This window comes from Paenibacillus doosanensis (assembly GCF_025060755.1).
GTDB classification, from domain to species: domain Bacteria; phylum Bacillota; class Bacilli; order Paenibacillales; family NBRC-103111; genus Paenibacillus_S; species Paenibacillus_S doosanensis.
In genome coordinates this window covers 97,972-120,573 of the sequence record NZ_JANYUY010000003.1, presented here as the reverse complement: position 1 = coordinate 120,573, position 22,602 = coordinate 97,972, and the positions used below count along the sequence as shown (strand labels likewise).

The 22,602-nt window shown below is 49.4% G+C and carries 29 protein-coding genes, 1 tRNA gene, 1 pseudogene and 1 riboswitch; of the genes and pseudogenes, 13 read left to right on the top strand and 18 right to left on the bottom strand.

Annotated features, from left to right (window positions below):
* Positions 1–13: 13 nt before the first annotated feature.
* Together N0M98_RS04370 and N0M98_RS04365 are read right to left on the bottom strand one after the other, a co-directional pair.
* Entirely contained in the window at positions 14–670 is a 657-nt protein-coding gene (locus N0M98_RS04370) for a stalk domain-containing protein (protein WP_249862648.1), read from the bottom strand.
* Between the two features lie 176 nt (positions 671–846).
* Positions 847–1,218: a YhjD family protein gene (locus N0M98_RS04365; RefSeq protein WP_259617048.1), complete on the bottom strand. Its 372-nt coding sequence runs from the start codon at positions 1,216–1,218 to the stop codon at positions 847–849.
* A gap of 143 nt (positions 1,219–1,361) precedes the next feature.
* On the opposite strand from N0M98_RS04365, the gene N0M98_RS04360 reads away from it, so the two are divergent.
* Both N0M98_RS04360 and N0M98_RS04355 read left to right on the top strand, forming a co-directional pair.
* A complete protein-coding gene (locus tag N0M98_RS04360) occupies positions 1,362–1,529 on the top strand; it encodes an aspartyl-phosphate phosphatase Spo0E family protein (protein ID WP_249862646.1) in 168 nt (55 codons plus the stop codon).
* A 103-nt stretch (positions 1,530–1,632) separates the two neighbouring features.
* On the top strand, positions 1,633–2,376 hold the full coding sequence (locus N0M98_RS04355) for an MBL fold metallo-hydrolase (protein WP_249862645.1): 744 nt from the start codon (positions 1,633–1,635) through the stop codon (positions 2,374–2,376).
* A 119-nt stretch (positions 2,377–2,495) separates the two neighbouring features.
* Here the strand turns inward: N0M98_RS04355 and N0M98_RS04350 are convergent, their stop codons facing one another.
* On the bottom strand, positions 2,496–2,723 hold the full coding sequence (locus N0M98_RS04350; RefSeq protein ID WP_249862644.1) for a DUF3892 domain-containing protein: 228 nt from the start codon (positions 2,721–2,723) through the stop codon (positions 2,496–2,498).
* Between the two features lie 199 nt (positions 2,724–2,922).
* Between N0M98_RS04350 and N0M98_RS04345 the strand changes: the two genes are divergently transcribed.
* Positions 2,923–4,551 carry an ATP-binding protein gene (locus N0M98_RS04345; protein WP_259617047.1) on the top strand — a complete coding sequence of 543 codons (1,629 nt, stop codon included), beginning with the start codon at positions 2,923–2,925 and terminating at the stop codon, positions 4,549–4,551.
* Positions 4,552–4,615: 64 nt separating this feature from the next.
* Here N0M98_RS04345 and N0M98_RS04340 read toward each other — a convergent pair whose 3' ends face one another.
* Entirely contained in the window at positions 4,616–5,104 is a 489-nt protein-coding gene (locus N0M98_RS04340; protein WP_259617046.1) for a divergent PAP2 family protein, read from the bottom strand.
* 56 nt (positions 5,105–5,160) lie between these two features.
* Entirely contained in the window at positions 5,161–6,624 is a 1,464-nt protein-coding gene (locus tag N0M98_RS04335; RefSeq protein WP_259617045.1) for a stalk domain-containing protein, read from the bottom strand.
* A gap of 176 nt (positions 6,625–6,800) precedes the next feature.
* On the opposite strand from N0M98_RS04335, the gene N0M98_RS04330 reads away from it, so the two are divergent.
* Complete coding sequence (locus N0M98_RS04330) at positions 6,801–7,508, top strand: Crp/Fnr family transcriptional regulator (RefSeq protein ID WP_249862640.1); 708 nt, start codon at positions 6,801–6,803, stop codon at positions 7,506–7,508.
* A gap of 38 nt (positions 7,509–7,546) precedes the next feature.
* Here the strand turns inward: N0M98_RS04330 and mobA are convergent, their stop codons facing one another.
* Complete coding sequence (mobA, locus tag N0M98_RS04325) at positions 7,547–8,122, bottom strand: molybdenum cofactor guanylyltransferase (protein ID WP_249862639.1); 576 nt, start codon at positions 8,120–8,122, stop codon at positions 7,547–7,549.
* Between the two features lie 205 nt (positions 8,123–8,327).
* Here mobA and N0M98_RS04320 point away from each other — a divergent pair, with 205 nt between their 5' ends.
* Positions 8,328–9,044, top strand: a complete 717-nt coding sequence (locus N0M98_RS04320; protein ID WP_259617044.1) for a Crp/Fnr family transcriptional regulator — start codon at positions 8,328–8,330, stop codon at positions 9,042–9,044.
* Here N0M98_RS04320 and N0M98_RS04315 read toward each other — a convergent pair.
* The 3 genes from N0M98_RS04315 to N0M98_RS04305 are packed head-to-tail and all read right to left on the bottom strand — an operon-like array spanning position 9,041 to position 11,340.
* Positions 9,041–9,334 (bottom strand): DUF1811 family protein, encoded by a 294-nt coding sequence (locus tag N0M98_RS04315; protein WP_249862637.1) that lies wholly within the window; start codon positions 9,332–9,334, stop codon positions 9,041–9,043. The two genes, N0M98_RS04320 and N0M98_RS04315, sit on opposite strands and share 4 nt — an antisense overlap.
* Positions 9,334–10,347, bottom strand: a complete 1,014-nt coding sequence (locus tag N0M98_RS04310) for a phosphotransferase (protein WP_249862636.1) — start codon at positions 10,345–10,347, stop codon at positions 9,334–9,336. The genes N0M98_RS04315 and N0M98_RS04310 overlap by 1 nt, the downstream gene beginning before the upstream one ends.
* Positions 10,348–10,389: 42 nt before the next feature.
* A complete protein-coding gene (locus N0M98_RS04305) occupies positions 10,390–11,340 on the bottom strand; it encodes a hypothetical protein (RefSeq protein WP_249862635.1) in 951 nt (316 codons plus the stop codon).
* Positions 11,341–11,564: 224 nt separating this feature from the next.
* On the opposite strand from N0M98_RS04305, the gene N0M98_RS04300 reads away from it, so the two are divergent.
* The 3 genes and pseudogenes from N0M98_RS04300 (at position 11,565) to N0M98_RS04295 (ending at position 14,647) form a co-directional block, all read left to right on the top strand.
* Positions 11,565–11,636 (top strand) — tRNA-Val (locus N0M98_RS04300).
* Positions 11,637–11,917: 281 nt separating this feature from the next.
* Positions 11,918–12,508 (top strand): annotated as a pseudogene (locus N0M98_RS33835) (glycosyltransferase family A protein); the annotation flags it as partial.
* Between the two features lie 195 nt (positions 12,509–12,703).
* Complete coding sequence (locus N0M98_RS04295) at positions 12,704–14,647, top strand: glycosyltransferase (RefSeq protein WP_259617043.1); 1,944 nt, start codon at positions 12,704–12,706, stop codon at positions 14,645–14,647.
* Here N0M98_RS04295 and N0M98_RS04290 read toward each other — a convergent pair.
* Positions 14,612–14,992, bottom strand: coding sequence for a hypothetical protein (locus N0M98_RS04290; RefSeq protein WP_249862633.1), 381 nt, complete (start codon positions 14,990–14,992; stop codon positions 14,612–14,614). The two genes, N0M98_RS04295 and N0M98_RS04290, sit on opposite strands and share 36 nt — an antisense overlap.
* Before the next feature lie 151 nt (positions 14,993–15,143).
* On the opposite strand from N0M98_RS04290, the gene N0M98_RS04285 reads away from it, so the two are divergent.
* Together N0M98_RS04285 and N0M98_RS04280 are read left to right on the top strand one after the other, a co-directional pair.
* Positions 15,144–15,305, top strand: a complete 162-nt coding sequence (locus N0M98_RS04285) for a hypothetical protein (RefSeq protein WP_259617042.1) — start codon at positions 15,144–15,146, stop codon at positions 15,303–15,305.
* 19 nt (positions 15,306–15,324) lie between these two features.
* Positions 15,325–15,480 carry a hypothetical protein gene (locus N0M98_RS04280; protein ID WP_249862632.1) on the top strand — a complete coding sequence of 52 codons (156 nt, stop codon included), beginning with the start codon at positions 15,325–15,327 and terminating at the stop codon, positions 15,478–15,480.
* A 44-nt stretch (positions 15,481–15,524) separates the two neighbouring features.
* Here the strand turns inward: N0M98_RS04280 and N0M98_RS04275 are convergent, their stop codons facing one another.
* Positions 15,525–16,556 carry an AI-2E family transporter gene (locus tag N0M98_RS04275; protein WP_259617041.1) on the bottom strand — a complete coding sequence of 344 codons (1,032 nt, stop codon included), beginning with the start codon at positions 16,554–16,556 and terminating at the stop codon, positions 15,525–15,527.
* A gap of 210 nt (positions 16,557–16,766) precedes the next feature.
* Between N0M98_RS04275 and N0M98_RS04270 the strand changes: the two genes are divergently transcribed.
* Together N0M98_RS04270 and N0M98_RS04265 are read left to right on the top strand one after the other, a co-directional pair.
* Positions 16,767–16,862: a sporulation protein YjcZ gene (locus N0M98_RS04270; RefSeq protein WP_249862630.1), complete on the top strand. Its 96-nt coding sequence runs from the start codon at positions 16,767–16,769 to the stop codon at positions 16,860–16,862.
* Positions 16,863–17,005: 143 nt separating this feature from the next.
* Positions 17,006–17,089, top strand: a riboswitch (cyclic di-GMP riboswitch).
* A 57-nt stretch (positions 17,090–17,146) separates the two neighbouring features.
* Positions 17,147–17,314 carry a hypothetical protein gene (locus tag N0M98_RS04265; protein WP_249862629.1) on the top strand — a complete coding sequence of 56 codons (168 nt, stop codon included), beginning with the start codon at positions 17,147–17,149 and terminating at the stop codon, positions 17,312–17,314.
* A gap of 28 nt (positions 17,315–17,342) precedes the next feature.
* On the opposite strand, the gene N0M98_RS04260 is transcribed toward N0M98_RS04265, so the two are convergent.
* The 3 genes from N0M98_RS04260 to N0M98_RS04250 form a co-directional block, all read right to left on the bottom strand.
* Positions 17,343–17,516: a hypothetical protein gene (locus N0M98_RS04260; protein WP_259617040.1), complete on the bottom strand. Its 174-nt coding sequence runs from the start codon at positions 17,514–17,516 to the stop codon at positions 17,343–17,345.
* Between the two features lie 189 nt (positions 17,517–17,705).
* Positions 17,706–17,924 (bottom strand): helix-turn-helix domain-containing protein, encoded by a 219-nt coding sequence (locus N0M98_RS04255; protein ID WP_249862627.1) that lies wholly within the window; start codon positions 17,922–17,924, stop codon positions 17,706–17,708.
* Positions 17,925–18,081: 157 nt separating this feature from the next.
* On the bottom strand, positions 18,082–18,378 hold the full coding sequence (locus tag N0M98_RS04250) for a hypothetical protein (protein WP_249862626.1): 297 nt from the start codon (positions 18,376–18,378) through the stop codon (positions 18,082–18,084).
* Between the two features lie 209 nt (positions 18,379–18,587).
* Between N0M98_RS04250 and N0M98_RS04245 the strand changes: the two genes are divergently transcribed.
* Positions 18,588–18,734, top strand: a complete 147-nt coding sequence (locus N0M98_RS04245) for a hypothetical protein (RefSeq protein WP_249862625.1) — start codon at positions 18,588–18,590, stop codon at positions 18,732–18,734.
* Positions 18,735–18,760: 26 nt separating this feature from the next.
* On the opposite strand, the gene N0M98_RS04240 is transcribed toward N0M98_RS04245, so the two are convergent.
* From N0M98_RS04240 to N0M98_RS04225, 4 genes are all read right to left on the bottom strand, one after another.
* Positions 18,761–20,812, bottom strand: a complete 2,052-nt coding sequence (locus N0M98_RS04240) for a Na+/H+ antiporter (protein ID WP_259617039.1) — start codon at positions 20,810–20,812, stop codon at positions 18,761–18,763.
* A gap of 297 nt (positions 20,813–21,109) precedes the next feature.
* Complete coding sequence (locus tag N0M98_RS04235) at positions 21,110–21,316, bottom strand: hypothetical protein (protein WP_249862623.1); 207 nt, start codon at positions 21,314–21,316, stop codon at positions 21,110–21,112.
* A gap of 95 nt (positions 21,317–21,411) precedes the next feature.
* Positions 21,412–21,630, bottom strand: a complete 219-nt coding sequence (locus N0M98_RS04230; protein ID WP_249862622.1) for a hypothetical protein — start codon at positions 21,628–21,630, stop codon at positions 21,412–21,414.
* A 95-nt stretch (positions 21,631–21,725) separates the two neighbouring features.
* Positions 21,726–22,547 carry an AIM24 family protein gene (locus tag N0M98_RS04225; protein WP_259617038.1) on the bottom strand — a complete coding sequence of 274 codons (822 nt, stop codon included), beginning with the start codon at positions 22,545–22,547 and terminating at the stop codon, positions 21,726–21,728.
* Positions 22,548–22,602: the final 55 nt, after the last annotated feature.

The window sequence follows — 22,602 nt, the reverse complement described above, 5'->3', positions numbered from 1 at the left end:
GCCCGGATATCCATTATTCGGAAACGATCACTTTTTGCGATACGACCGTATAGTCTCCGTCTTCGTCCAGCTTAATAGAGAACTTGATCACGTAGTCTCCCGCCTCGTCGAACGATACGGAGAACGGCCACGGATACCAGAAGTTTTCTTTCTGTCCGTTGACGACCTTCTCATGCGGCGCTACCGCCTGCTCTCCGCTTGGCGTTTCAATCGAGATTTTAAAAGAATAGAAAGGCGTCTTCATACTGTCTACCTGAGCAAATACGGCAAAATCGATCTTCTTCCCTTTGGGCACCCTTCCGAAAGGAGATTTGATCGAATAGTCATCATTCACCTTCTCCGCCACGAACATATGAACGTTCGGCTTGTAAACCGATACCGTCTTGGTATTGTTATCCCAGCGAACGAGCGCTTGAAGCGACTCCGACAATGCGCGTACAGGGAGTACCGCACTGCCTTTAACTAAAAATGCAGGCACTTCACTATCCGTGAACTGCTTCTCCACATCATTGATCACCGTTTTTACTTTACTGTAGCCTTCAAACTCGCCCCAAACAGAGCTGGCCATTGCCCCCGTAGCTCCAAACAACGAAAGCGAGAGCACCAGCGTTAACATCCGTGGCACTTTAAACATTCCTGCAACCTCCATCGTGTCCTGTACTTTGTTCATATGCTTATACTCCGGCGAATGGAAAGAGTTGCGCTCATTTCCTAAAAAAACATAAACTCGCTTACCGGAATTTACTAGATATATTAAAAAAACAAGATCATTGCTCAAAATATGCCAACATATAGCTTTCTTCGACAACCGGAGACGTTAACGGAACAATCGATGCCCGATATTGGTTACGGGCCGATCGGCTGCGCTCTTCCTCCGCTTAGCAGCTCTTGAAGCTTCTCCTCGCACTTGCCCTTGAGGACGACAGGCATGATGGAGCAGTGAAATTCGTAACCACGAACCACATACATAACATGATAGTTACGCTCCGGCGTTAACTCCTCCAGAACGATCCGGCAGCCTTGCTTCTTCAAGCTGCGCTTTGCTTCCCTATGCTCCCGCTCCGCCGCCTTCGACAAATGCTCGAACACGCCGTTCCAGATCCGGGAGAGCTTCATTCCGTCCGCCTGCCGTCGATCCAGCTCCAGCGCTTTGAGCAGATGCAGCGTCACCACATATTGATAGACCCCATGTTCTATAGAAGGATTCAGCATACCCATTTACCCGCACCTCGAAAAGATAATGTATTAACTCGATTATACAGAACATTTGTTCCCATATCAAGCTGGTAAAGCTTGGTTTATCCGAATAAACATGGTATATTTCATCTATGGCATGAATTCTTCCCTAAGGAGATGGCTGCATGTCCGACGCAATCCGTATCGAATCGGAAATCGAGAGACTCAAACAACTTCTGGAGCAAATCGCGTTAAAACATCAATATAACTTCGGACATCCTGAAGTTCTTGCGCTCAGCCAGACACTGGATCGCGTTATTTTGCAGCAAATGATGCAGAAAAAGGTGAAATAATTAACATTTTACGAGGTTAATTTTTCCTTGTAATGAGGCTCCGCCGCATGGTAGTCTAAAAAAAGACACATGTGCTTTTCCAACAATGAGTGGAGGATCGTTCGTGGCTCTGCAAATCCAGATGATCGGCACGGGAAGTGCTTTTTCCAAAAAGTATTATAATAACAATGCCTTGATAACCGTCGACGGAAGCATGCTGCTGGTCGACTGCGGAGCGACTGCTCCGCAAGCCTTACATAAGCTGAATATACCCTTGGATCGGATAGACGCCATCCTGATTACTCATATTCATGCGGATCATGTCGGAGGGATGGAAGAGTTCGCCTTTCGCCTCAAATACGCTTATAAAAAGAAAACAAGGCTGTACGTGCCTTCCGCAATCGCAGATTCCTTATGGAATCATTCGCTTCGCGGCGGATTGGAAAATTTGGCCGAAGGCATGTCCGGCTTGGACGATTATTTTGACGTCGTGCTTCTGGACGAAGGCGAAGCTTCGGCCGTCTTCCCCAATCTCCAAGTGGAGCTGATTCGTACGGAGCATATTCCCGCGAAACCCAGCTACTCCTTGTTTATTAACGACATGCTGTTCTACAGCGCCGACTGCAAGTTTGACGCCGAATTGTTGACCCGGCTGTACGAACATAGGGGCTGCCGCTACATTATGCACGATTGCCAGCTTTCCTCCCCCGGTCTTGTCCACGCCAGTTTGGACGAACTGCTGACGCTGCCTCCCGAGCTGCAGCGAACGGTGCACCTGATGCACTATGACGATACGATGGAACAATTCATAGGGAAGACCGGGGAAATGACGTTCGTAGAGCAGCATAAATGGTACACATTTTCATAAGAGCATGGAACCATCCCCGTTTCGAAGAAACCCCGTTAATTCGCTAGAGCCGGCACGCCGCATTGCTGAAGCAGCAACCAAAAAACCTGGCCTCACTGTGGAGGTCAGGTTTTTATGCTTTAAAACATCGGGAGCTGATCCAAATTGTTCGTCGGATCGCCGTCGGCATCGCCTCGAATATAGAAATCGCCGTCTTTTCCTTTAAATACGTTTACCCCTTCGATATTTCCGCCGCGGACTTCATGAAGAGCCTGCTCGTATTGCAGGACACGGCCACTCGACGTTTTGAAGGCGGTAATGTCGCCGTCGCCGTTTTTCTGAACAGCTACAAAACTCTCGCGCTGCATGCTTCTCTTCCTCCTCTATTCGTTGGTTTCAAGCACCCCTCCGCTTTTTCGGAAAGGCTTATCTCCTATTTTGCGTCCATTAAAAAGAATTTATGCAAGAAAAGCAGTTTTTCCGCCTAAAGCAGCAGGATTTGTAAGGAAGATAGAGAATTCCATTAATAACCTTTCATTCCTACATTGTGATAAGGAGTATGAAAGCATGAGCTATAATTGGATCCTGCTACTATACGCATCCGTTATTTGTACCTCTTCCATCATTTTTGAGACGACGTCAAATCCATTGCTGCTCATAGTTATCGCAATTGCTTATTTCGGCGTTCATGTTATCGAGAACAAAATTGCCGGCGCTTCGCTGCTGCAAATAGGGCTGCTTATCGCCTTTCACTATGTCAGCGAAATGGATTTATGCTTGCCGCTTTATCTTGCCCAGATGGGCAAGCAGCTGATGAAAAACCATAACATGCGCTCAGTTACGGCAATCAGCCTGCTGTACGCGGTGTCTTACGCGCTGGTGGCCGCCACTTACATTCCTTACTCCGAATACGGCATCTTCACTCTGGTGTTCAGCACGTTCAGCTGTCTCGTCTTTGCTTTTCTATTCAACCGCTTTATTCATGTAATGGAGCACCAAACCCAGGCATTGGACAACGAAAAGAAACGTTTGACCACGCACGACGCGCTGACCGGACTGTACAACTACGAGGAATGTCACCGGCAGCTGGAGCAGCTTGTCCAGGCGGGCAAATCGGTCGTTATCGTGCTGATCGATTGCAAAGACTTGAAATCGCTTAATACGATCAACGGGTTTCACGGCGTCAACCGGATTTTGAAACAGGCCGCGCAGCTGCTGCGGATTATGTTTCCCGAAGCTCTGGCCATCTCCCGCTACGGCGGCGACGAATTCGCCATCGTGCTGGAATACGATAATTCTCAGCATGCGATGAATACGATTACTCAGATGCTTGCTTCGGAATTTCCCAAGCTAACGGGCATCGAAATCAATTACGGCATGGCGTTTTATCCGGATGACGGGACGTCCAAGGACGATTTGTTTTTTAATGCGGAGCGCAATCTGTACACGATGAAGAGAGAATCGTGGCTCAAGCGCGAGGAACATATGCTCCGATCGGAAAAGCTGCGCGTCGTGGGCGAGCTTGCTTCCGGCATGGCGCATGAAATCCGCAATCCGCTGACGACGATCAAAGGCTTTCTGCAAATATCGAAGTCGGATAATTATAATATCCGTCCCTGGTACGATTTAATCATGGATGAAATTACCCGCATGAGCATGTTGACCGCGGAGTTTCTTCAATTCTCCAAGCCTCACGCCTCTCAATTCAAAGTACACTCGATTAACGACTGTATACATAGAGTCATCTCGCTACTGGATTCGGAGACTGCGCGGCTTGGGCATCATATTGAGTTTAACGCTTCCCCGACCCCGATACATATGCTAATGGATCAAGATAAGATGCTTCAGCTGCTGCTAAACCTTATCAAGAACGCATTCGAAGCCATGACGGAGCAGGGTCAGGTGCGCATCCGGTTATATCAGGCCGATCAGCAGGCGGTAATCGAAATTTCCGATACGGGAGAAGGCATTCCCGAAACGGAGCTGGATAAAATCTTTCTGCCCTTCTACACGACCAAAGAATCGGGGACTGGACTGGGACTGTCGATTTGCCATAAAATCGTTCAAGATCATGAAGGGACTATGGAAGTGGAGAGCGAAGCGGGCAAAGGCACCAAATTTACGATCACCGTTCCCGTTTCCCAGCCGGAATCCTCCTCCGCCATGATGCCGGGAAACAACCGGATGACGGTATAAAATCCGGACGCAAACAACCCTGCCGCTTGGCGCAAAGCGCTGCAGGGTTGTTTTTGCGTCTGCCCTAAAGCCATGGCAGCCATCTTCGTTTAGGGGGACGCGGTTCCATCACATAGCTGAACGCGCCGGTAAACATCCCCATGAGCGCCCCTCCCAAAACTTCCTCGGGCAGATGGCCCAATCGTTCCTCCAGCCGCTTCTGCCGCTTCGCTTGAATATAAGGCGGGGCGCTTTCCGCTAACTGCGCAACCGTATTGCCAAGCTCGTTGACTTCGGTTGCAATAATACCGGCCTGCCTGCGAATGCCCATTGCGTCGAACATGACGATCAAGCCCAGCATGCTGGCCGTAGCAAAATGAACGGAGGTGATCCCTCGTTTCAAGCCGACATAAGCGGCCAACGAAGCGACGCCTGCGGAATGAGAGCTCGGCATCCCTCCCGTTCTAAAGGCATTCGACCAATCCCAACGCCCGGTTTGCTGATAAGCCAGCGGAACCTTCGCAAGCTGGGCCAGCCCGATCGTAAAGACGGCGGTTGTTAACGCTCGGTTCATCTTATCCCCCCTAGCTATAGCATCCTAAATCGAGGGCCGTCTTATGCATCGTAAGTCTACTCGGCTTGGACGTACATGCCGCTTCCGTCTTCGTCCCAGCCGACGGCTACGCCGAACAGCTCAGGCAGATCGTCGACCGGCACGGCAGGCTCTTTGCCCATTTTTTTGGCGGGATGGCGGAGCTTGATGGTTTGCCCGTCTACATCGGCCTCTTCGGCATTCAGCTGCAGCTGCACGGTTCGCCGGTGAAACCGGAGATGCACCGGCTTGCCGTCGCCATCAAGCGACCGGTCAAGCGAACTATCCGGAGGTGCATCGTCGGAAAATACTTTTAACGGCACGTAGACGATCCCGTTCTCGTCATACTTTCTGACGGCGGCAGCCGGCTTTCCGTTCATAATCACGACGGCCATGGGCCATCGGTCCATTCCTTCGCTCTTCAGCATCCGCGGCAGCCCCTGCTTTTCCAAAGGCATTCCCGTCGCGCTCAATGCGCCCGATTCCGGATGGTACGCATACCAATTCATATAAAACGGCGTATACATAAGCTGATGGCTTTCGGGCTCCAAAGCCCATATTTGAATATGCGCATAGAAACGGTTCAGCTGTTGTAAAGCTTGTAAATCCAACACCGTTTCGACGGAGCCGCTTCCTTGGACGGCAAGCCCGGCGGTGAGGATGACAGGCATGCCTCCCTGCTCGCTGAAGCCTGCGACGCGAATACCGTATTGCACCGTTTGAGCATCGTCCGCGGCAGCAGATGTGAATACCAGACGGTATAAGCCGCCTTCGCCGTCGGGAGCGTCCATAGGCTCCCAACGCTCAATTTGCGGCAGCTTCAACGGCGTCCGGGGGGCCAGCCCCGCCGCCGACTCCCAGTAGCGGCGCACTTCGGGCAGCGTCTGCACCGCAGGGATATATTCGTTTTCATGACGCAGCAAATAGACGACATCCTTAGGATCATCGGGAATCGGCTTCGCACCGACGCCGAATAGCTGCACATAATCCTCTGCCATAATTTCATCGGGGTCCCATTTATGAATAAAAGGCAGCTTCGAACCGGCCCACCGGACAGGATAACCGTCCACCTCCCTCAGCTCCGCCCATTCGGAATGCTCCGTCAGCTGGTTAGGATAGACGCCATCTTTTCGATAAAGCCAGTAATAGGTAAAATGATGGCCGTACTCATGAATAAGCGTGCGTTCGACGGGCAAGCTTTCCACTTCGTATAAGCTGATGGAGGCGGATTCCCGATCGTAAAGACCTACCCGCGAGCCGCTTTTTCCCACGCTCTTCTCCGGATACAGCAAGACCTTGTTTAAATGCTGCAGCTCTTCACCGTGCTCGCATTGGATCAGCAGCTCATAGAGGCTTCTCAGCCTATCCGTATCCCACATCGGGCTATAGCTTTCAAACTGAATCCCTTCGGAACTAATATACACCGCCTTCGGCTGCTCCTCCTCGCGTGCCCCGACGATGCTTGCTCCGATCAACCAGATTGCGATAAAAGTCCCTAACACAGCAAATTTCTTCAGTACAATCAACCCCATCGCATCATGATAACGCTTACAAAGTTCTTTGGAAATAATCATATCACAATTTATTTGACCCGTGTATAAAGTTTTTATATATCATTTGCCCGTCATTTCCGATACAATAAGTGAAGGCCATTTTTGAAGAAAGGTTTTGATCTTCTATGACTAGGGAAATTCATCGCCATGCGCAAATTGCGGCTTATTTGTCCGAAACTAACTTCTCGCTGATGGAGCGAAAAATGACGACAGAATCCAAAGAAACCGGAATGCATCTGTTCTGGGAAGGAGATCCGGCAGCTAACTGCTACTATATAAAAAAAGGCGGCCTTAAAATTTATAAGATTACCGAAGACGGGCAGGAGCTTATTCTTCATTTGCTGCAAGCCGGCGACTTCTACACCGAGTTCGGAGCCGTAGACGCCCGGTTCAGCTACAATGCGGAAGTGACCGCGGACAGCGTAATCGGCGTTATCCCTGCGACCGCCCTGGAGGAGCTGATCTCAAGCCGCGGCGACTTTGCCATTGAATTCATGAAATGGATGGGACTCATGCACCGGACGACGCAATCCAAGTTTCGCGATCTTATGTTATTCGGCAAAAGCGGCGCCATCGCCTCGACTCTGATCCGGATGGGCAATACTTACGGGGAGCCCTGCGAGAGCGGCATTCGGCTTCAGGTCAAATTCACCAAAACCGAGCTGGCTCATATGATCGGAACGACGCGGGAAGGCGTCAGCCGAACGCTAAGCGCTTATCAGGACCGGGGCGCCATCGCTTATGAGGACGGTTATTTGATCATTCGCGATTTGGCTTACCTGCGTTCCATCGTTCAGTGTCCGGACTGCCCGCCCGATATTTGCCGCATGTAGCTTCCTTTCACTTCCGGATGCCGCGCCCGTCGCCTCCGTTAGCCGTGACTCCAATCATCATGCCGAATGGAGCGCTCATAGGCGTGCACTTGCTGCGAGGCGGTCAATTCCGCTTCATCCATGCCTACCCACGCGATCTTATTCAGCAGCTCGGAAACCCGGCTCTCCCCTGCTCGTATGAGCTCGTTAATCGCTTCCAGACATCCTTGACGATAAACTCCGAATAGCGGACAGGGCTCGTTATTCCGCAATACGACGGCCGCATCGGCGCCTTGCATCCGCCTGCGTTCATTCAAGGTAACCGCCGCGGCCGCCGGCAATTGCACCGTCTCCGCTTCGCTGTCAACCACCCAAAGCGCATTCTTACGGCTCAAGGCGAACGCCGCATGCAAGCTGCTGATCGTTCCGCAGCCGGGCAAATACTCCGTAAGAATTCTAGTGGAACGCGGCACAATCGGCAATAATAGCTTAGGTGCGTCGGTCACAATGATAATCTCTTGGCATACCGTTTGCATTTCGCGAATCATTCCTTCAATTGCCCTTTCCCCATCGATTCGACGCAGCGCCCGGGCGATCGCCTTCTCTCCTCCGGCTAATATGACTCCGCTCATCATGGGTCTTTCACTTCCTTTCTGCACAACGTATCCTTATATTTCTACTATAACGGTTTAAGTGTGCCGTGCATGTTACAAAAATCACAGATTTAGGCGATATTTTACCGCCGGCGTGATTTTTATCACATCGCTTCGCATCGCTTTCCATTATGGTTATATCAAAGCAATCGGCCATGGTACGGACGATACAAAGGAGGAACGCCTGATGCGCAGTTGTTGGCAAAGCATGGAAGGAGTTCATAATACGGATTGTTTTTCGGAAGAGAATTTATCCAAATTAAAGGAAATTATGTACGATCATAAAGTGAGTGCGGGTTCTTACTTGTTCTGGGAAGGAGATTCTGCGGATAAGCTTTACTTTATGAATCAGGGACGCGTCAAAATTACGAAAACAAGCGATGAGGGAAAAAGCTTCATTTTGTATATGTACGGACAAGGGGATTTATTCGGGCAGCTCGACCCGTTCCAGCAATCGGTGCACAACTTCAACGCGGAAGTGATGGAAGACAGCAGCATCGGAATCATTCAGCAGAGAGACCTGGAGACGCTGCTGTGGCAGCATGGCGATCTGGCAATCGAGTTTATGAAATGGATGGGGCTGATGCATCGGATGACGCAGACCAAGTTCCGCGATCTGATGATGTTCGGCAAGCCGGGGGCTCTATGCTCCACCTTGATCCGTTTAAGCAACTCCTACGGGGTTCGGCAGGACAATCAGATTTTCATTACCAAAAAGCTGACGAACAGCGAGCTGGCCGACATGATCGGCGCAACCCGCGAAAGCGTCAACCGGATGCTCAGCGACTTAAAGAAGCTTAACGTCATTTCTATGGAAAACAATAATATCGTGATCGAAAATATCGACTACCTTCGCAACATTTGCCAATGCGAAAACTGCCCCAAAGATATGTGCCGTATTTAGACCCAAGTCAGCATCGAAAGAGGAAAGCTGGCTTCCGGGTCTTTTCCCATTTGGCCCCAGCCCATAATGCCGTTAATATACTTCAGCTCGAACTCCTCTTCGAAGTCTTCGACCTTGTAGCGGCCCGGCTTGAAATCGGCGGGGTCCAGCAAATAGGCTTTGGCCGTATAATACTTGCGCGTTAGCAGCTCCTTCTGGCTCGGAAATTCAATATGTTCCATGGCCGCCACAATTTCCGTCATTTCCGCTTCAAGCTCGACCGGAGACATTTGGCTGTACAGCTTCTTCATCAGCTCACCTCCCATTGCTTGCGAAGCAGTCCCAACAGTTCTTCTTCATGCTGCTCCAGCCACACGGTAACCTGCGCAAAGCTGATAATGTAACGATCGATCCCCTGCTCCGCGTCAATTCCGTCCCAGCAGCGTCCCAGGAAATGAATCACAAGCACCATGCTGCGCAGCAAAATGAGCTGAGGCAGCGTATCGATTTCATCGTCCTCCAAGCGAACGGATTGCCCGTAGCCGGCAATAAACGCCTGCGCCAGCTCCATTCCTTCTTCAGGGTAGAAGCGAATCAGCTCGCACATGTATACGGCTGCGTCCATCGCCCGCAAATCCGGGGTGACGAATTCGAAATCGAGAATCCCCGTCACCCGGTCCGACGCTACCAGCACATTGCTGGCTACAATATCGGAATGCGTTAGCTGGACAGGCAAACGGCATAGCGAGGTAATATCGTCCAGCAGCCGGTCGATCGCATCGCGCAGCAGCCGAATTTCCGCATACAAGGGGCCTTCGGCCATCTCCTCCAGCCAATTGTCCAGCTTATCCCTCGTCACTAGCGGATGTACCTCGTACAGCTCGTAGTAAGGCTCATAAGCCGCCTCCATATCGACCTGCACCTTAGCCAGCGCTTCCGTCAGCTCTCCCATTGCGCGCCCGACCGCTTCCGCATGGATGAGGCTCGCCAGCTCCGCCCGTTCTCCTTCGATATATTCGAAGAGAACGGCCACTTTGCCGGAAGCGGCCACGGCGTAAGAAGCCCCCTTCATCGTAGCTACGGGCTTCGGCACCTGATAGCTCAGCTTGACGCGCTGCAGTTGCTGCAGCACCGCCGTTTCGTAGACGATCTTGTTCATATCCGTATGATTGTCGTAAATTCGCAGTACATAAGTGCCTGAAGCGCGGTATACGAATCGCGTCGTATTGTTGACCCCGCTCTCCTTGGCCTCTGTCCGCCATTGCCCGTCTTCGAAATAATGAGCCAAAAGTTCATTGATAAGTAAATCCAACTCTGATGTCATTCAACCGACTCCTTATATATGCCTAACTGCAAACGCTGCGGCTTATGCCCGTATCCCGCTGGAAAAGCCCGCCGCTATATACTGTTTATCCGTCTCGGTCGACCATACCCAGCATTTGAACAACTGTCCGAACGGGTTCAGTTTCTCCTGAAGATCCTTCATTCCCAGCACCGCCGCCTCCGTGCCATACTGCCCGAAAGCGCGGAACAAAAATCGGGTTCGCTCTTCTTCGCTGCGCATGCCGTACAATTGCTCCAGCAGCGCCCGGTTGTGCTCCTCGAGACGGATCATATCCGTCCACACTACCAATCGGCCGTCCGGCTTCAATAGAGACGTCAGCATCCGGTTATAACCGGTCACCAGGCTGTTTCGCAGAAACTGGAGCGCTCCGATGATCTGCGGAACGCCGTCCGGACCGTACTGGTCCGCATACCCCGCAAATTGCGACAAGGCATGGATATAAAACAACTGTGTATGTACAGAGGAGGAAACCGCCAGCGAGAAGCTCCGCTTCCATTGCGGCAGCGCATCGCGATGCCTTACGCGGAATGCGCAGTCTTTAATATACGCCGCCACTTCCTCCGCAGGCGCCTCGTTCAGCAGCATTTCCTCCCACGTCTCGTAAAATTGAATTTGATCCAGACAAGTATAATCCACATTCGTTAACGAATTCAGCTTGCCGGAAATCGGAGCGCTGCTGCCCGGACCCAGCACTTCCTCAATCGCGTTGGCCTCCGTGTCGAGGACCGTAACCTCGACAAACCGGTTCGCCAAATCCGGCAAATCGACATCCCCATGAGTTCCTGCTCCCAATACGACGGCCTTATCTTTCACAGACAGCAGCTCCATGGAATGCTCCATTAGCTGGCGCACCAGGTGACGATGAGTCCCCCATTCCGCGCTTCCCCAATCTACCGTTTCTTCCCGTCCGGCCTGCTGTTCCTGCTGCACCTGAAATTGAATAGGTTGAAAAGACCGCTGAAACTCCTTCATCCTGTACCTTCTTTCGCTCGGTTGATATGCTAGTATTATAGCATATGGCCGCTAGTAGTGAAGGTTGAATCTTCATAAAAAGCTTTTGGAGACGGAGAAAAGAGTTCATTCTTTGGATAACAAAACTTTTTTCAAAAACTTTGTTGACAAATGTCTTGGAGCTTGGTATATTATTACTTGTCGCTGAACGAAGTAACAAAAACGACGAACGAACTTCATAACATGACTTGTTAGCTCAGCGGGAGAGCACTATCTTGACAGGGTAGGGGTCGCTGGTTCGAACCCAGCACAGGTCATAAAGAAAAACCCTTGATAATCAAGGGTTTTTTGCTGTTTAAAGAGCCGTTTTCCAACTTGAAATGAGCGTGATTGGGTGCCGTTTGGGTGCCGAACGCAGGATCCGCACGCCGCCCTCCCTCCCCCTCCGTAACAAAATTCATCGGCGCATTTTTAATTTCTTGCGCACAGCGCCTGCACCAAATCCATCCCATTCACATTCAATAGAATATGAAAGCTTTCATTGGTAGATTCGATTTACGGATCTACGATTTCCGCAGCCCTCTTCGCGATCGCCCCCATGAGGTCTGCTATTTTTATGAAAAGGAGTTGTAGCCCTTTGTATAAAGAGCCGTGGGTTTCGATAGTTATTCCTTGTTACAATTACGGTGAGTTTATTGAAGAAGCGATTGATTCCTGTCTGGCTTCCAGCTTTCAAGATTTTGAAATCATTGTCGTCAACGACGGTTCTACAGATGCCGGTACGACAAATATATTGAGCAACTTGCGCAAGCCGCGAACGAGAGTGATCCACCAAGCCAACCAAGGGCCCGCTGCGGCGAGAAATCGCGCCATACGGGAAGCCCGCGGTAAATATATATTCCCGCTTGATTCGGACGACCGGATTCATCCGACTTTACTCGAAAAAGGGATATGGGTGCTAGAAACTAGACCGGAAGTCGGCTTTGTAACGACTTGGCTCCAAACCTTTGGCGAATATAGAGAGGTGTCGGAGCTGCCTCCTTGCAATTTTTACGAGCTGCTGTTCAATAATATGGTCGTGGGAAACTCTTTATTTCGGAAAATGGCATGGGAGCAGGTCGGAGGATATAGCGAGAGCAAGGAGGTTCAGGGGTATGAGGATTGGGATTTCTGGATCAAGCTGTTCGATCACGGTTGGAAGCCGCATCAAATAAAGGAACCGCTGTTTTACTATCGCAAGCACGGGGAGTCGCTGCTCAGCCAAACGAACAAACGGCATCATCAAACCGTACAAGCTATCCGCAACAATCATGCGCATCTTTTTGAAGAAAAGCAGCTGGAGCTGCTCAAATGCAAGTATGCCGACGGAGATCCGGATTTACCTTTGGAGCTTGCCTGGCCTCACGGCCCAGACGCATATACCTTAAAACCGCGCGACGCTGCTAAAAGAAAAGTGTTGATCGTCACCAGCTGGCTGGAATTTGGAGGGGCTGAGAAAATAACCGGCGAACTCGTTCAAGCTCTGCCCGACCAACAATTTGAAGTGACGGTCGTTACAACCTTGGACTCACCGGCCCCCAGGTTCGAATATTCGCTGGAGCTGATTCGCGATATTTTTTATTTGCCCAATTACTTCAGCAAGCCTGAACATATCGATGCCTTGCTGCTTCATATTATCCAGACGCGGGACATTGAGGTTATCCTTATCAACAACAGCTTAGTCGGATACAACATGCTCCCAACCGTAAAGGAGCTGTTCCCGCATATTAAAGCCCTTGCAATACTTCACAGTTACGTACCCGAGCTTCCCTGGGATTTTGTTCGAAAATCGGTAGAAACGGACTCCTGCATTGATCAGTATCTGGTCAGCAAGCAATCATTAAAAGCGACGATGGAAACCATCTTCAGCGTCAATCCGAAAAAAATACAAGTTTTTGTCAGCGGCGTCGATACGGCTTTGTTTGCCCCGGGAAACGCGGAAAAAATCGCGAAAATTAAGCGCCAGCTGCAGCTGGAGGAAAATATGCAAATTGTGAGCTTCATTAGCCGTCTGGACTATGACAAAGAACCGCTCAAATTGATTTCCATCGTCAAACACTTGATGCGCTATGATCCTGAACGCCGCGTTTGCTGTATGATCGTCGGAGACGGTGTACGCAAAAAGGAGCTTGCCGACGAGATCCGGCGGCAAAACCTGGATCATAATGTCAAATTCCTAGGGTATCGCAACGATATTCCTGACATGTTGAAAATATCGGATGTTCTGATCTCGACTTCCCCGAGCGAAGGAATACCCATTACCGGGTTAGAAGCGATGGCGACCGGAGTGCCGGTTATAGCCTTTGACGTTCCCGGATGGCAAGAGCTTATTCAGAACGGAAAAGATGGCATCCTAATTCCCCGATCCTCGGTTGAGGAGGAGCAATTTGCGCTAGCCATCCAACAATTGCTGGCCGATCCACTAAGAAAAACGAAATTAGGCATAGCGGGGAAACAAAAGGTTATGCGCAAACACCGGCTGGATCAATTTAGAGCATGTATAAGAGAGGCATTCGAACGCCCGCCTTCCTCTTCAGCCTTCGCTCAAGTCCAAAGAAGTCCGGCGCAAAGGAGCATTGTAACGATAGCGATAGTAGCGCACAATCAAGCTCACACCATCAAACAGGCGATCGACAATGTGATTACGCAAACCATTCCCAATTGGAATCTGTTCATTGTTAACGACGCTTCAACAGATCATACCGAAGCCATAATTAGGCCCTATCTAAGAGATAGCCGGGTCCGGCTGATCAGCAACGAAGAAAGACAAGGATACGGCAAATGCCTTGACACGATGATTGCCAAAACGAAAACGCCGTATTTTTTGCTGCATGACGCCGAAGAATGGCTGGAAGCCGATGCAGTGCAGTACATGCTGGGGAAGGCTCTCATGCTTCCCGACCATGTTGCCGGCTTTTGCGGCAATGTTCGTATATGGATTGACAAAGCCGACCATAAAGAAATCATCAAGGGCGACCGTTTTTCCGATCCATGGGAGCTGTTGTTGGCCGACCCGTGCATTTGGCCCTGCTTCTTTCGCACTTCCGTGCTCAAGCGGCTCCAAGGACGGAAAGCGGATTTGGAAACCGATAATCAGTACTTGGCACAGCTCAGGCTGCTGATTCATTTGCTAGAGAGCTATGATCTACACTGGATCGATAACCTTGTGTCGAATCACCGGGTTCGTTACGATCGGACGGCTAGTAAACTGCGGGAGCTTTCCATGGCAAATCGCGCTTCCCTTAAGCTCGCTTTAAGGGATATAAGCCCCTACGGCCTCCACCAGTAAACGCCCCTCCTCTGTAATGTACTTTACTTCAATCGTCCGGCCAGGCTGAAACTGCGGGATGCTAATGATAGGAATCGCCGTTTTGATAACCGTATCGAACGTATCCCCGTTTTCTCTAGTCACTGTCAAGCTTAACAGAACGATTGGCTGGTCATCCAGCTGCGACGACGTTTGTTCTATCGACCGGATGATCGCCGAAGCGGAGATGCCGTTTGCAAGGATATCCTTTTTCTTTTGTCTTTCGCCGCGCGCATTCCTTAGCGTTAAGAAAACGGTGAACAACGTAATCGCCGTCGTCAAAAGCGAAAAACCGACGATGATGATGACAAGCGTAGCCGTATTCATAATCGATCGCCTCCATAAAGTCGCGTTCAGCGGTAGTTATTAAACATTGTGATGGGGTAAAACAAGCGTTTTGCCAAGATGATTCGCCGTCTCGTCCGACGGTTCGCATAATATGATATAGGAATTCACATTCCAAGGGAGGTACGACATTGTGCTTCATACCAAAATAAAAACGTTCAGGCAACGAATCGGCAAAAACCGATACCTCGTCATCCAAATTTTTCAATCCGCCGTTGCCAAAGCCGAATCGGGGAATGTCCTGGCAAGCAACGCTGTCAATGTGAAGATCTATAAGCAGGTAAAAAACAAATGAATCACGGGAGGTGTGTTCCTTGCACAAAAGACATCATAAAACCAAAAAAGAAGGTAAAAACACAGTCGTCGTCAAACAACACTCCAGCGCCAGAACAGGTCAAGGAGGCAACGCGTTTGCCATCAATGCTTCTGACGTCGGCGTTGTACGCACCGATGTCGCTCCTGGCAGATAATAACCGTTCCGGGAGCGGGAGCGGCGCTCTCCTCCCGACTCTTTTTATTTGGGCGAAGCATCGGTCTGATCCGTTTCGGGTTCGGTCGTAACGCCCAATATATCCAGCATGAATACGAAGATCGGAATCCCGATGATCAGTCCCCAAATCCCCAAATAATGCTCTGAGAAAATAAGAACAAGAAACGAATAAAACATCGGCAGTTTTGTCTTGGACGACATCAGCCTCGGATTCAAAAAGTAGCTTTCTACCAGATGAATCAGGATGATCATAATAATTACATACGCTATCATCAGCAAGCCGCCGATCTGCAGCGCAATCAAGCATAAGGGAATCAAAGAAATGATAACCCCCGCCACAGGGATGAGACTGAGCACAAAAACCATGATGGCAAGCGCAAATAAGTAAGGAAACCCTAAAAGCCATAACCCGATCGTCGTCAATGCCGTATTAAGGATAGCGATAAGAAACTGAGCTTCAATGACTTTTCCGAACGATACGATAAATTTTTTGCTGAAATATTCAACCTCGTTGTAAAACCACGATATTTTACTCGTCTTAAATTTGGACGTAAATTGCATAATTCTCGTTTTTTCCAAAAGAAAAAATAAACTGAACAAAACGGACAAAAAGAGCGTTTTCCCCCAATCGCTCAGCTTGAGCAAATAACCGAATCCATTTTTAGTATAAGCTTGAAGATCCAAACTGTCGATCGCATAGGAAACGTACTGGGATATGATATTGTCGTCAGGATAGTAGTACAGCGTAATGATTTTTTCCGATACTTCCTTGGCCTGCCCGATAATCTTAGGCCACAGATTAGATATTCCCGCGCTCATCAGCACGATCAGAAACACATAAATAATAATTACGACAACTCTGTAATTTAATCGAAAAAAACGGTTTAACCTGCTCGTTATATACGTTTGGAGGCTGTTAATAATGTAGGTGAGCAGGAAAGTGAGGAGAACTAAATTTAGCATTCCTTTGAGGAAAAACAAGGCCAACCCGATTAAAAACAAAATAGAGAATCTTCTTACAGTAACATGCGCAAACAAACTTTTCAAAAATTCCATCCGAAGAAAACTCCCTCATCCGGCAAATTTTCATGACAATCCTACGCCCCGGTTTCGCTATTCTTTATACGAAAAACAAGATGCGCAGGTTTCATTCCGTACATTACATTTGCGCGGCGTCCGATTAAGCTGCCGTATAGGTCATAGTCCATACACATTGGCGTTTATCCACATACAATAGTCATGTGACCATGGAAGGAGGCATATCAAATGGGTGGTGTAGACGGTTTTGGGTTCGGCTCTTCCGCTTCAATACTGGTTCTTTTTATCCTGTTAATCATTGTCGGTTTTGCCTTGATTATCTGATTCAGATAACTTGGCCCCCGCTCGATGCGGGGGCTGTACATAGGTTTCAACGCCAAACAGACCATTCTCTTGAAAAAGAGTGGTCTTTTTTTGTTAATTGTGTGTGAAAACAAACAGAAACATATCACAGTACTTGTTATTATTGGAATATGGTAAGCGATGATATCGAATCCGTATGTGGGCACTTGGATTCGATGGAGCTAGTAGTGCAACCCGACCACCCTTCTATTGAAAGGTGGTCTTTATTTTTATAAGGACAATCTAACCAAATCAGGAGGTCGAAAATGAAGAATCACTTAGAATGCGAACAAATTATTCTTCAATTGGGTATCCCAAAAGAAACCTTTGAATTGTGGAAAGCGACTTGCCTTATTCAGCATCCGCTTACAAATATGACAGCCGATACCCAAGAACAGGAAGCTTCTATAAACGTAACTACTGAGTCACTGTAAACGCCGGTTATTCGGAAAAATCGCCGGATTACCAAGCCCTCGGCTTCGTTTTAGGTCTTTTCTTATATTTAAAGAGCCGTTTGAACACGCCTGTATTTTGCTTTTCGCTCATAATTTTTTTGATTTCAACCATAAGCTCTTGCAGTCTTCTGGATTCCTGATCGTCAGGCTTCTTAAGCTGTTTGTATAACTCAGTGTGCATCCTGCCTCTACTCCACCTTTTGCAGGAGTGTCTTTATGGACAAATAAAGAATCGTACATAATAGAATGAAGCCAATACTATTCCAAACCAGTAACATAGTAACACTCCCTCTCTATCCTTGTAATACTATTATACTATACATTGGTATATTTTGTCGAATGATGTAGGTAATTTGACCTAAATTTTATTTTAGATTTCCGGCCCATATCCTGCGAGGAATAGCAGTTCTTCAACCGCTTCATACTTCAAAGCATTCGCAATAGAAATTACCGCTTCCCTTGTGGGATGAAATCTGCCGTTTTCTATTGAATTCATAATCGAGTAGCTGACGCCGGCTTTCTCGCCTAGCTTCCGTAGAGAAATATCTTGTTGCTGGCGCAGTTGCTTTAATTTAACGTGAAATTCCATAGATGAATGTTCTCCTGTTCCCCAATATTTCCGGGCACATCCGGCCGCTGATCACTAAAAACGGAAGTGCCTGCCACCCATGCTCCTGCCTTCATAACGCTCCCTGCAACAAAAGCCGCGCATCGTTTATCGTTCATCACGCGTGAAAAGAAATAGATTAGGCGCTCTGCAAATTCTTCGACTCGAGATTGGATCTGATCATCCGGATTCGTTGCTTTACATAAAAATCGTAAGCCGCCCCCTTCAGCGAATGGAGAGGGATGCTAAGCTCCGTATGATTGTCGATAATAACTAGCGAACCGTTATCGTAAAATTTGAAGGTCAGATCCGACCAGGTCGTATCAGCCGCATCCAGTATTTTATCAATCTGGCTATCCGTCAAATGATCGCTGTTATTAACCATCATCATTCTGTAATAGTCACGTTCAATAAACCTAACTTTCGTCGAATTCATAGCTTGCACCCCTCTCTCAATTTAGGAACGTTTGTTCTTGTTTCTATTATACCAAACATTTGTTCGCAGTCAATCATTAACAACAGTTTCATAGAGTTCATCTTATGCTAAAAATGCATATGATTTTATTTCCATTATGCATTTCACTTATAAACAAGGCTATGCTATGATGAGATCTAATTCTATTACGATAACGGCAGGTGGTCAGAATGAATCAGGATTTGGCCGTGCTCGGCTTCATAAGCTTGCTATCCTTGCTTTTTTACATCGGCAATTTCCTCTTTTCCCGCCGCAAGAAAAACGATAAGATCGTCTTCCTTCACGATTACAAAAAAATAAAAAGTCCGGATTTATGAACACTTCGGAATTTCGCGCAGCATCCTTATTCAAGCTCGTCCTGTTCGAACATAAGCGCTTCACGGTAGCTGATATACTGCCTTATTTTGTTGGCGGTTCGCCGCGAGATCGTTCCCTGCTCGTACAGCTTTTGAACTTCATCGCGCTCCGCCTGGACGGCGACCGTATGAAGCTCCTTTTTTTGTTCGCCGAACCGTTCGTCATGCGGATAGCCTCCGGACTTCTGCAGCCGTATTCGGGCTATGACATGGTTGTAGTGGGAGATCACTTCCAGCGCCACTTCCCGGTTATCGTCTTGAATCCGCCGTTTGATTTCGTCTACGGCCGCCTCCGATGTACGAATTTTCATTTCCCTTAGCGAGTCGATCTCCTTTGCATCCAGCTTCATCGGCGCTTTCGCCGGGTCCGCTTTCGATTGAATCAGCATTTGAATGCGTTGTACCAGCAGCATCAGCATAATCCTCCACAGATGAAGCCTGTTGGCAAGGATCAGTTCCGTTTGCCCGAACCGCTGGCCGATCAGCTGCGCCATGTCGGGGCTGATTTCTTGATTTTGGGCCATCTCCTCCACCGTCTCCCGTTCTTTTCGCAAGGCGGCGAGGCGCAGCTCCGTTTCAACCTCCCGCGCACCCGGGCCGAGCTTCCGGTTTATTTTTTCCGAACGGACTTGATGAATCCACTTTTTATAATCCCCCGCCGCCGCGGCCGCCGCCTTCGCATTATGCTCCGTCCTCTCCTGATTGATCGCGTGCAGCGCAGCCGTCATAGTCCGGATCTGCGTATCGTTTTCTTCCTCTTGCATATTGACGTCCGCTTCCTTTCTCTTGGTAAGCAGCGGAAGAACAATGCTGGCCACAAGCAATGAAAATAAAATGACGCCGGCTGCCAGGAAGATGATCAAATTGCGCTCCGGAAACGGACTACCGTCCTTAAGCGCGAGCGGGATGGAAAACGCGCCGGCCAATGTGACCGTACCGCGGACTCCGGACAGCGAGGTCAGCACAATCGATTTCATCCCGGGAACGTCCTTCAGGATGCGCGTGTCCTTGCCGGAGGAGAATAGACCCGCCCCGCGCGTAAAGGCGAGAATCCACGCAAAGCGCAGCGCGATCAACAGCACCGAAATGACCGCGATGTACCCTAGCGCCTCATAGTTGCTGTAGGCGGCATCCCGGAATATAACGCTGCTTACGGCGGGAATCTGCAGCCCGAGTATGACGAAAACCAACCCGTTTAATACGAACAATACGACCGACCAAGTATGGGTCGAAACCATCTGCAGCTCGATCATCACCGATTGGTTCAATTCCTGCTTGACCGCATGTACGATCCCTCCCGCTACCGCGGCCAAAATGCCGGAAACCCCGCATTCTTCCGCAATCAAGTACAGCAAAAAAGGCGTCAGAATCTGGATGATCATATGTACCGTAATATCTTCCATTCCGAATCGGCGGAGCAGCAGCTGCAGCCCTACGATCAACAAGGACAGCAGCACGCCGAGCAGCAGACCTCCAAGAGCAATGACCATGAAGCTCAGCGCCGCCTGCGGCAGCGAAAACACGCCCGTCACCGCAGCGGCAATAGCGAATTTAAAGGCGACGAGACCCGATGCGTCGTTCATCAGAGCCTCCCCTTCCAGCAGGCGCAATATCCGTTTGGGCAGATGAATCCGCGCGGATAATGCGCTGACGGAAACCGCATCCGTCGGCGACAAAATTGCAGCCAGCGCGAACGCGGCAGGCAGAGGCATCGCCGGAATCATCCAATGAATGACATAGCCTGCCGCCGCGACGGTAACGAAAACAAGCCCCACGGCGAGCAGCAAAATCGGAGCGCGCAGCTTCCACAGTTCCTTCAGCGGCGTCCTCTTGCCGTCGTTAAACAGAAGCGGCGCTACGAACAATACGAAGAACAATTCGGGATTTAGCGGAATATGCACCCCCGCGGGAAGCAAGGCCACACAAACCCCAAGCGCAATTTGAATCAGAGGCACCGGCACAAACGGAACGATCCGGTTGACGACATTGGATAAGCCAAGCAGCGCCAACAGCACCAATATGCCTAAAAACAGCTCCACTGCACATCCATCCTTCCTTTCATCATTATGCTCTCTCCTGCTCTTGTTAAATCATGTCAACGACTTGAAGCCTAAGCAGGAACAAGTCCCCCCCAAAGTGACGTAATGCTCTGAAGCTTATTCCGTCCGCATCCGGCTTCAGCTGGATCGGCGTCTAACCATTCCGCTGGAATCGTTCTATGGGTAGACATTACTTTCGGGGGAGCCCACGGATATCCACAGGATATGGCTGCGCATCATTTCCTAAACAACAAAAAAGGTCCGCCCCTTTGCGAACCTTCCTCGACTTACGACTGACTAGACATACGCCTTGCCTCTCGTCAAAATGCACGGAACCCCTTTGCCTACAGCGCCGGGTTGGGACATTTTTTCCAAATATTGCAAGCCCCGCTCGCATTTTCTGCAGCGGCTGCACACATCAGAGGTGACCATTTTCATGTTAAACCGGTTTTTGTCCACATTGGAAGTCGGGGTTGTTTTCTTCTTAGCCTTTTTGCCACTCATAGCTCTCACCTCAACGAAATAGGGTGATGTATACTATGTAGCCAAAGACCCGATTGTACCTGCTCAAGAGGCCGCTAAGCCTCGCTTTTCGCAGATTATTTGCCGGCTTGGACACCTGCTTGGGAAACAGGGAATACGGCCAAAATCCGATTCGCGTCGAATACTCGGGGAGCCCGTCTTTCATAGCAGTAAGCCGTAATCTTCGCTTCGCCGATCGTACGGATGAAAATTTTACGCCGGGTGATTTTGCCGCTTTTATCCATATAGATCATTTCCGCTTGCCGCCCTGCATATCGTTCCAATTCCTTGAGCATATCGTCGCCTCCCGACCAAACATTTGTTCTTATAATTATTATATACAGAACAAATGTTCTTTATTCAAGAGGGAATAACTTCCTTTTGAAAAAAACTATGTCGTTTTCGTGTTGGACGATCCTCCTGCCTTGGTCAGGCCGCCCAAGCGATGCGCTTTTAGCTGCTCATAGACGGATTGCGTCGGCGCTACCCATACCTCTCCCGTTCCGGTAAAGGTCTGCAAGAGCCCTTCGCCGCTCGTTAAGGAACCGAAGATCGATTTGCTCGATTTCTCCACGCTATATTGAATATTTCCTTTACGCAGCAAAGCAAAATTGCCGTCGACCTGAAGCTTCTCGTTGTTCAGCTTTATTTTCACAATCTCATGGTCCGGAACAGGACTCGATAGCACGCATAACCCGCTGCCCGACAGCTTGGTCTGAAACAGGCCTTCGCCGCCTGCAATCGCAGAGGATAAGTTTTTCATTCGCTCCACGCCTACGCTAACGGACGCTTCGCATGCGTAGAACATCCCTTTGTCCGCGACTAGCTCCTCATCATGCAGCTCCACGAGCAAATAATGGCCGAAGCTGGGCTCCAAATAAATGTCTCCGCTGCCGCTGTATACCGGCTTGAACATCGATTCTCCCGTTAAACCGCTGGAGATGAATTTTTTGAGCATGCCGCCTACGCCGCCCGCATTGTTTTGCACATCGATGCGCCCTTTCATAAAATGCAGCGCCCCGGATTCCAGCAGCACGCTGCTGTTTTGAAGCGTTATTTTCACCTGCTTCAGCCGGCTCCCGCTCTGCTGCAGAAAATAAAGCATTTCCGAGCTGCCGATATCGTCGCTCCCCGCCAATTGCTCATAGCACAGCACCTCTATCCGGGTACGTTCGCTTTGCTTGGTCAACAACACTTGAGTCTGACTCATCATTTCATCCCCTCTCTATGAATCGCCCTCTCATCGTACCATAATCTGGAGGGCGCAA

What these genes read in the sequence shown, in the direction of transcription:
- N0M98_RS04340 (WP_259617046.1), bottom strand. Translation starts at nt 5,104, where the DNA reads ATGAACCGAGCGTTAACAACCGCCGTCTTTACGATCGGGCTGGCCCAG.
- N0M98_RS04260 (WP_259617040.1), bottom strand. Translation starts at nt 17,516, where the DNA reads ATGCACACTGAGTTATACAAACAGCTTAAGAAGCCTGACGATCAGGAA.
- N0M98_RS04255 (WP_249862627.1), bottom strand. Translation starts at nt 17,924, where the DNA reads ATGGAATTTCACGTTAAATTAAAGCAACTGCGCCAGCAACAAGATATT.
- N0M98_RS04250 (WP_249862626.1), bottom strand. Translation starts at nt 18,378, where the DNA reads ATGAATTCGACGAAAGTTAGGTTTATTGAACGTGACTATTACAGAATG.
- N0M98_RS04345 (WP_259617047.1), top strand. Translation starts at nt 2,923, where the DNA reads ATGAGCTATAATTGGATCCTGCTACTATACGCATCCGTTATTTGTACC.
- N0M98_RS04225 (WP_259617038.1), bottom strand. Translation starts at nt 22,547, where the DNA reads ATGATGAGTCAGACTCAAGTGTTGTTGACCAAGCAAAGCGAACGTACC.
- N0M98_RS04315 (WP_249862637.1), bottom strand. Translation starts at nt 9,334, where the DNA reads ATGAAGAAGCTGTACAGCCAAATGTCTCCGGTCGAGCTTGAAGCGGAA.
- N0M98_RS04350 (WP_249862644.1), bottom strand. Translation starts at nt 2,723, where the DNA reads ATGCAGCGCGAGAGTTTTGTAGCTGTTCAGAAAAACGGCGACGGCGAC.
- N0M98_RS04370 (WP_249862648.1), bottom strand. Translation starts at nt 670, where the DNA reads ATGAACAAAGTACAGGACACGATGGAGGTTGCAGGAATGTTTAAAGTG.
- N0M98_RS04275 (WP_259617041.1), bottom strand. Translation starts at nt 16,556, where the DNA reads ATGGAATTTTTGAAAAGTTTGTTTGCGCATGTTACTGTAAGAAGATTC.
- mobA (WP_249862639.1), bottom strand. Translation starts at nt 8,122, where the DNA reads ATGATGAGCGGAGTCATATTAGCCGGAGGAGAGAAGGCGATCGCCCGG.
- N0M98_RS04305 (WP_249862635.1), bottom strand. Translation starts at nt 11,340, where the DNA reads ATGAAGGAGTTTCAGCGGTCTTTTCAACCTATTCAATTTCAGGTGCAG.
- N0M98_RS04320 (WP_259617044.1), top strand. Translation starts at nt 8,328, where the DNA reads ATGCGCAGTTGTTGGCAAAGCATGGAAGGAGTTCATAATACGGATTGT.
- N0M98_RS04235 (WP_249862623.1), bottom strand. Translation starts at nt 21,316, where the DNA reads ATGAGTGGCAAAAAGGCTAAGAAGAAAACAACCCCGACTTCCAATGTG.
- N0M98_RS04265 (WP_249862629.1), top strand. Translation starts at nt 17,147, where the DNA reads ATGAAGAATCACTTAGAATGCGAACAAATTATTCTTCAATTGGGTATC.
- N0M98_RS04270 (WP_249862630.1), top strand. Translation starts at nt 16,767, where the DNA reads ATGGGTGGTGTAGACGGTTTTGGGTTCGGCTCTTCCGCTTCAATACTG.
- N0M98_RS04230 (WP_249862622.1), bottom strand. Translation starts at nt 21,630, where the DNA reads ATGCTCAAGGAATTGGAACGATATGCAGGGCGGCAAGCGGAAATGATC.
- N0M98_RS04290 (WP_249862633.1), bottom strand. Translation starts at nt 14,992, where the DNA reads ATGAATACGGCTACGCTTGTCATCATCATCGTCGGTTTTTCGCTTTTG.
- N0M98_RS04330 (WP_249862640.1), top strand. Translation starts at nt 6,801, where the DNA reads ATGACTAGGGAAATTCATCGCCATGCGCAAATTGCGGCTTATTTGTCC.
- N0M98_RS04245 (WP_249862625.1), top strand. Translation starts at nt 18,588, where the DNA reads ATGAATCAGGATTTGGCCGTGCTCGGCTTCATAAGCTTGCTATCCTTG.
- N0M98_RS04365 (WP_259617048.1), bottom strand. Translation starts at nt 1,218, where the DNA reads ATGGGTATGCTGAATCCTTCTATAGAACATGGGGTCTATCAATATGTG.
- N0M98_RS04360 (WP_249862646.1), top strand. Translation starts at nt 1,362, where the DNA reads ATGTCCGACGCAATCCGTATCGAATCGGAAATCGAGAGACTCAAACAA.
- N0M98_RS04310 (WP_249862636.1), bottom strand. Translation starts at nt 10,347, where the DNA reads ATGACATCAGAGTTGGATTTACTTATCAATGAACTTTTGGCTCATTAT.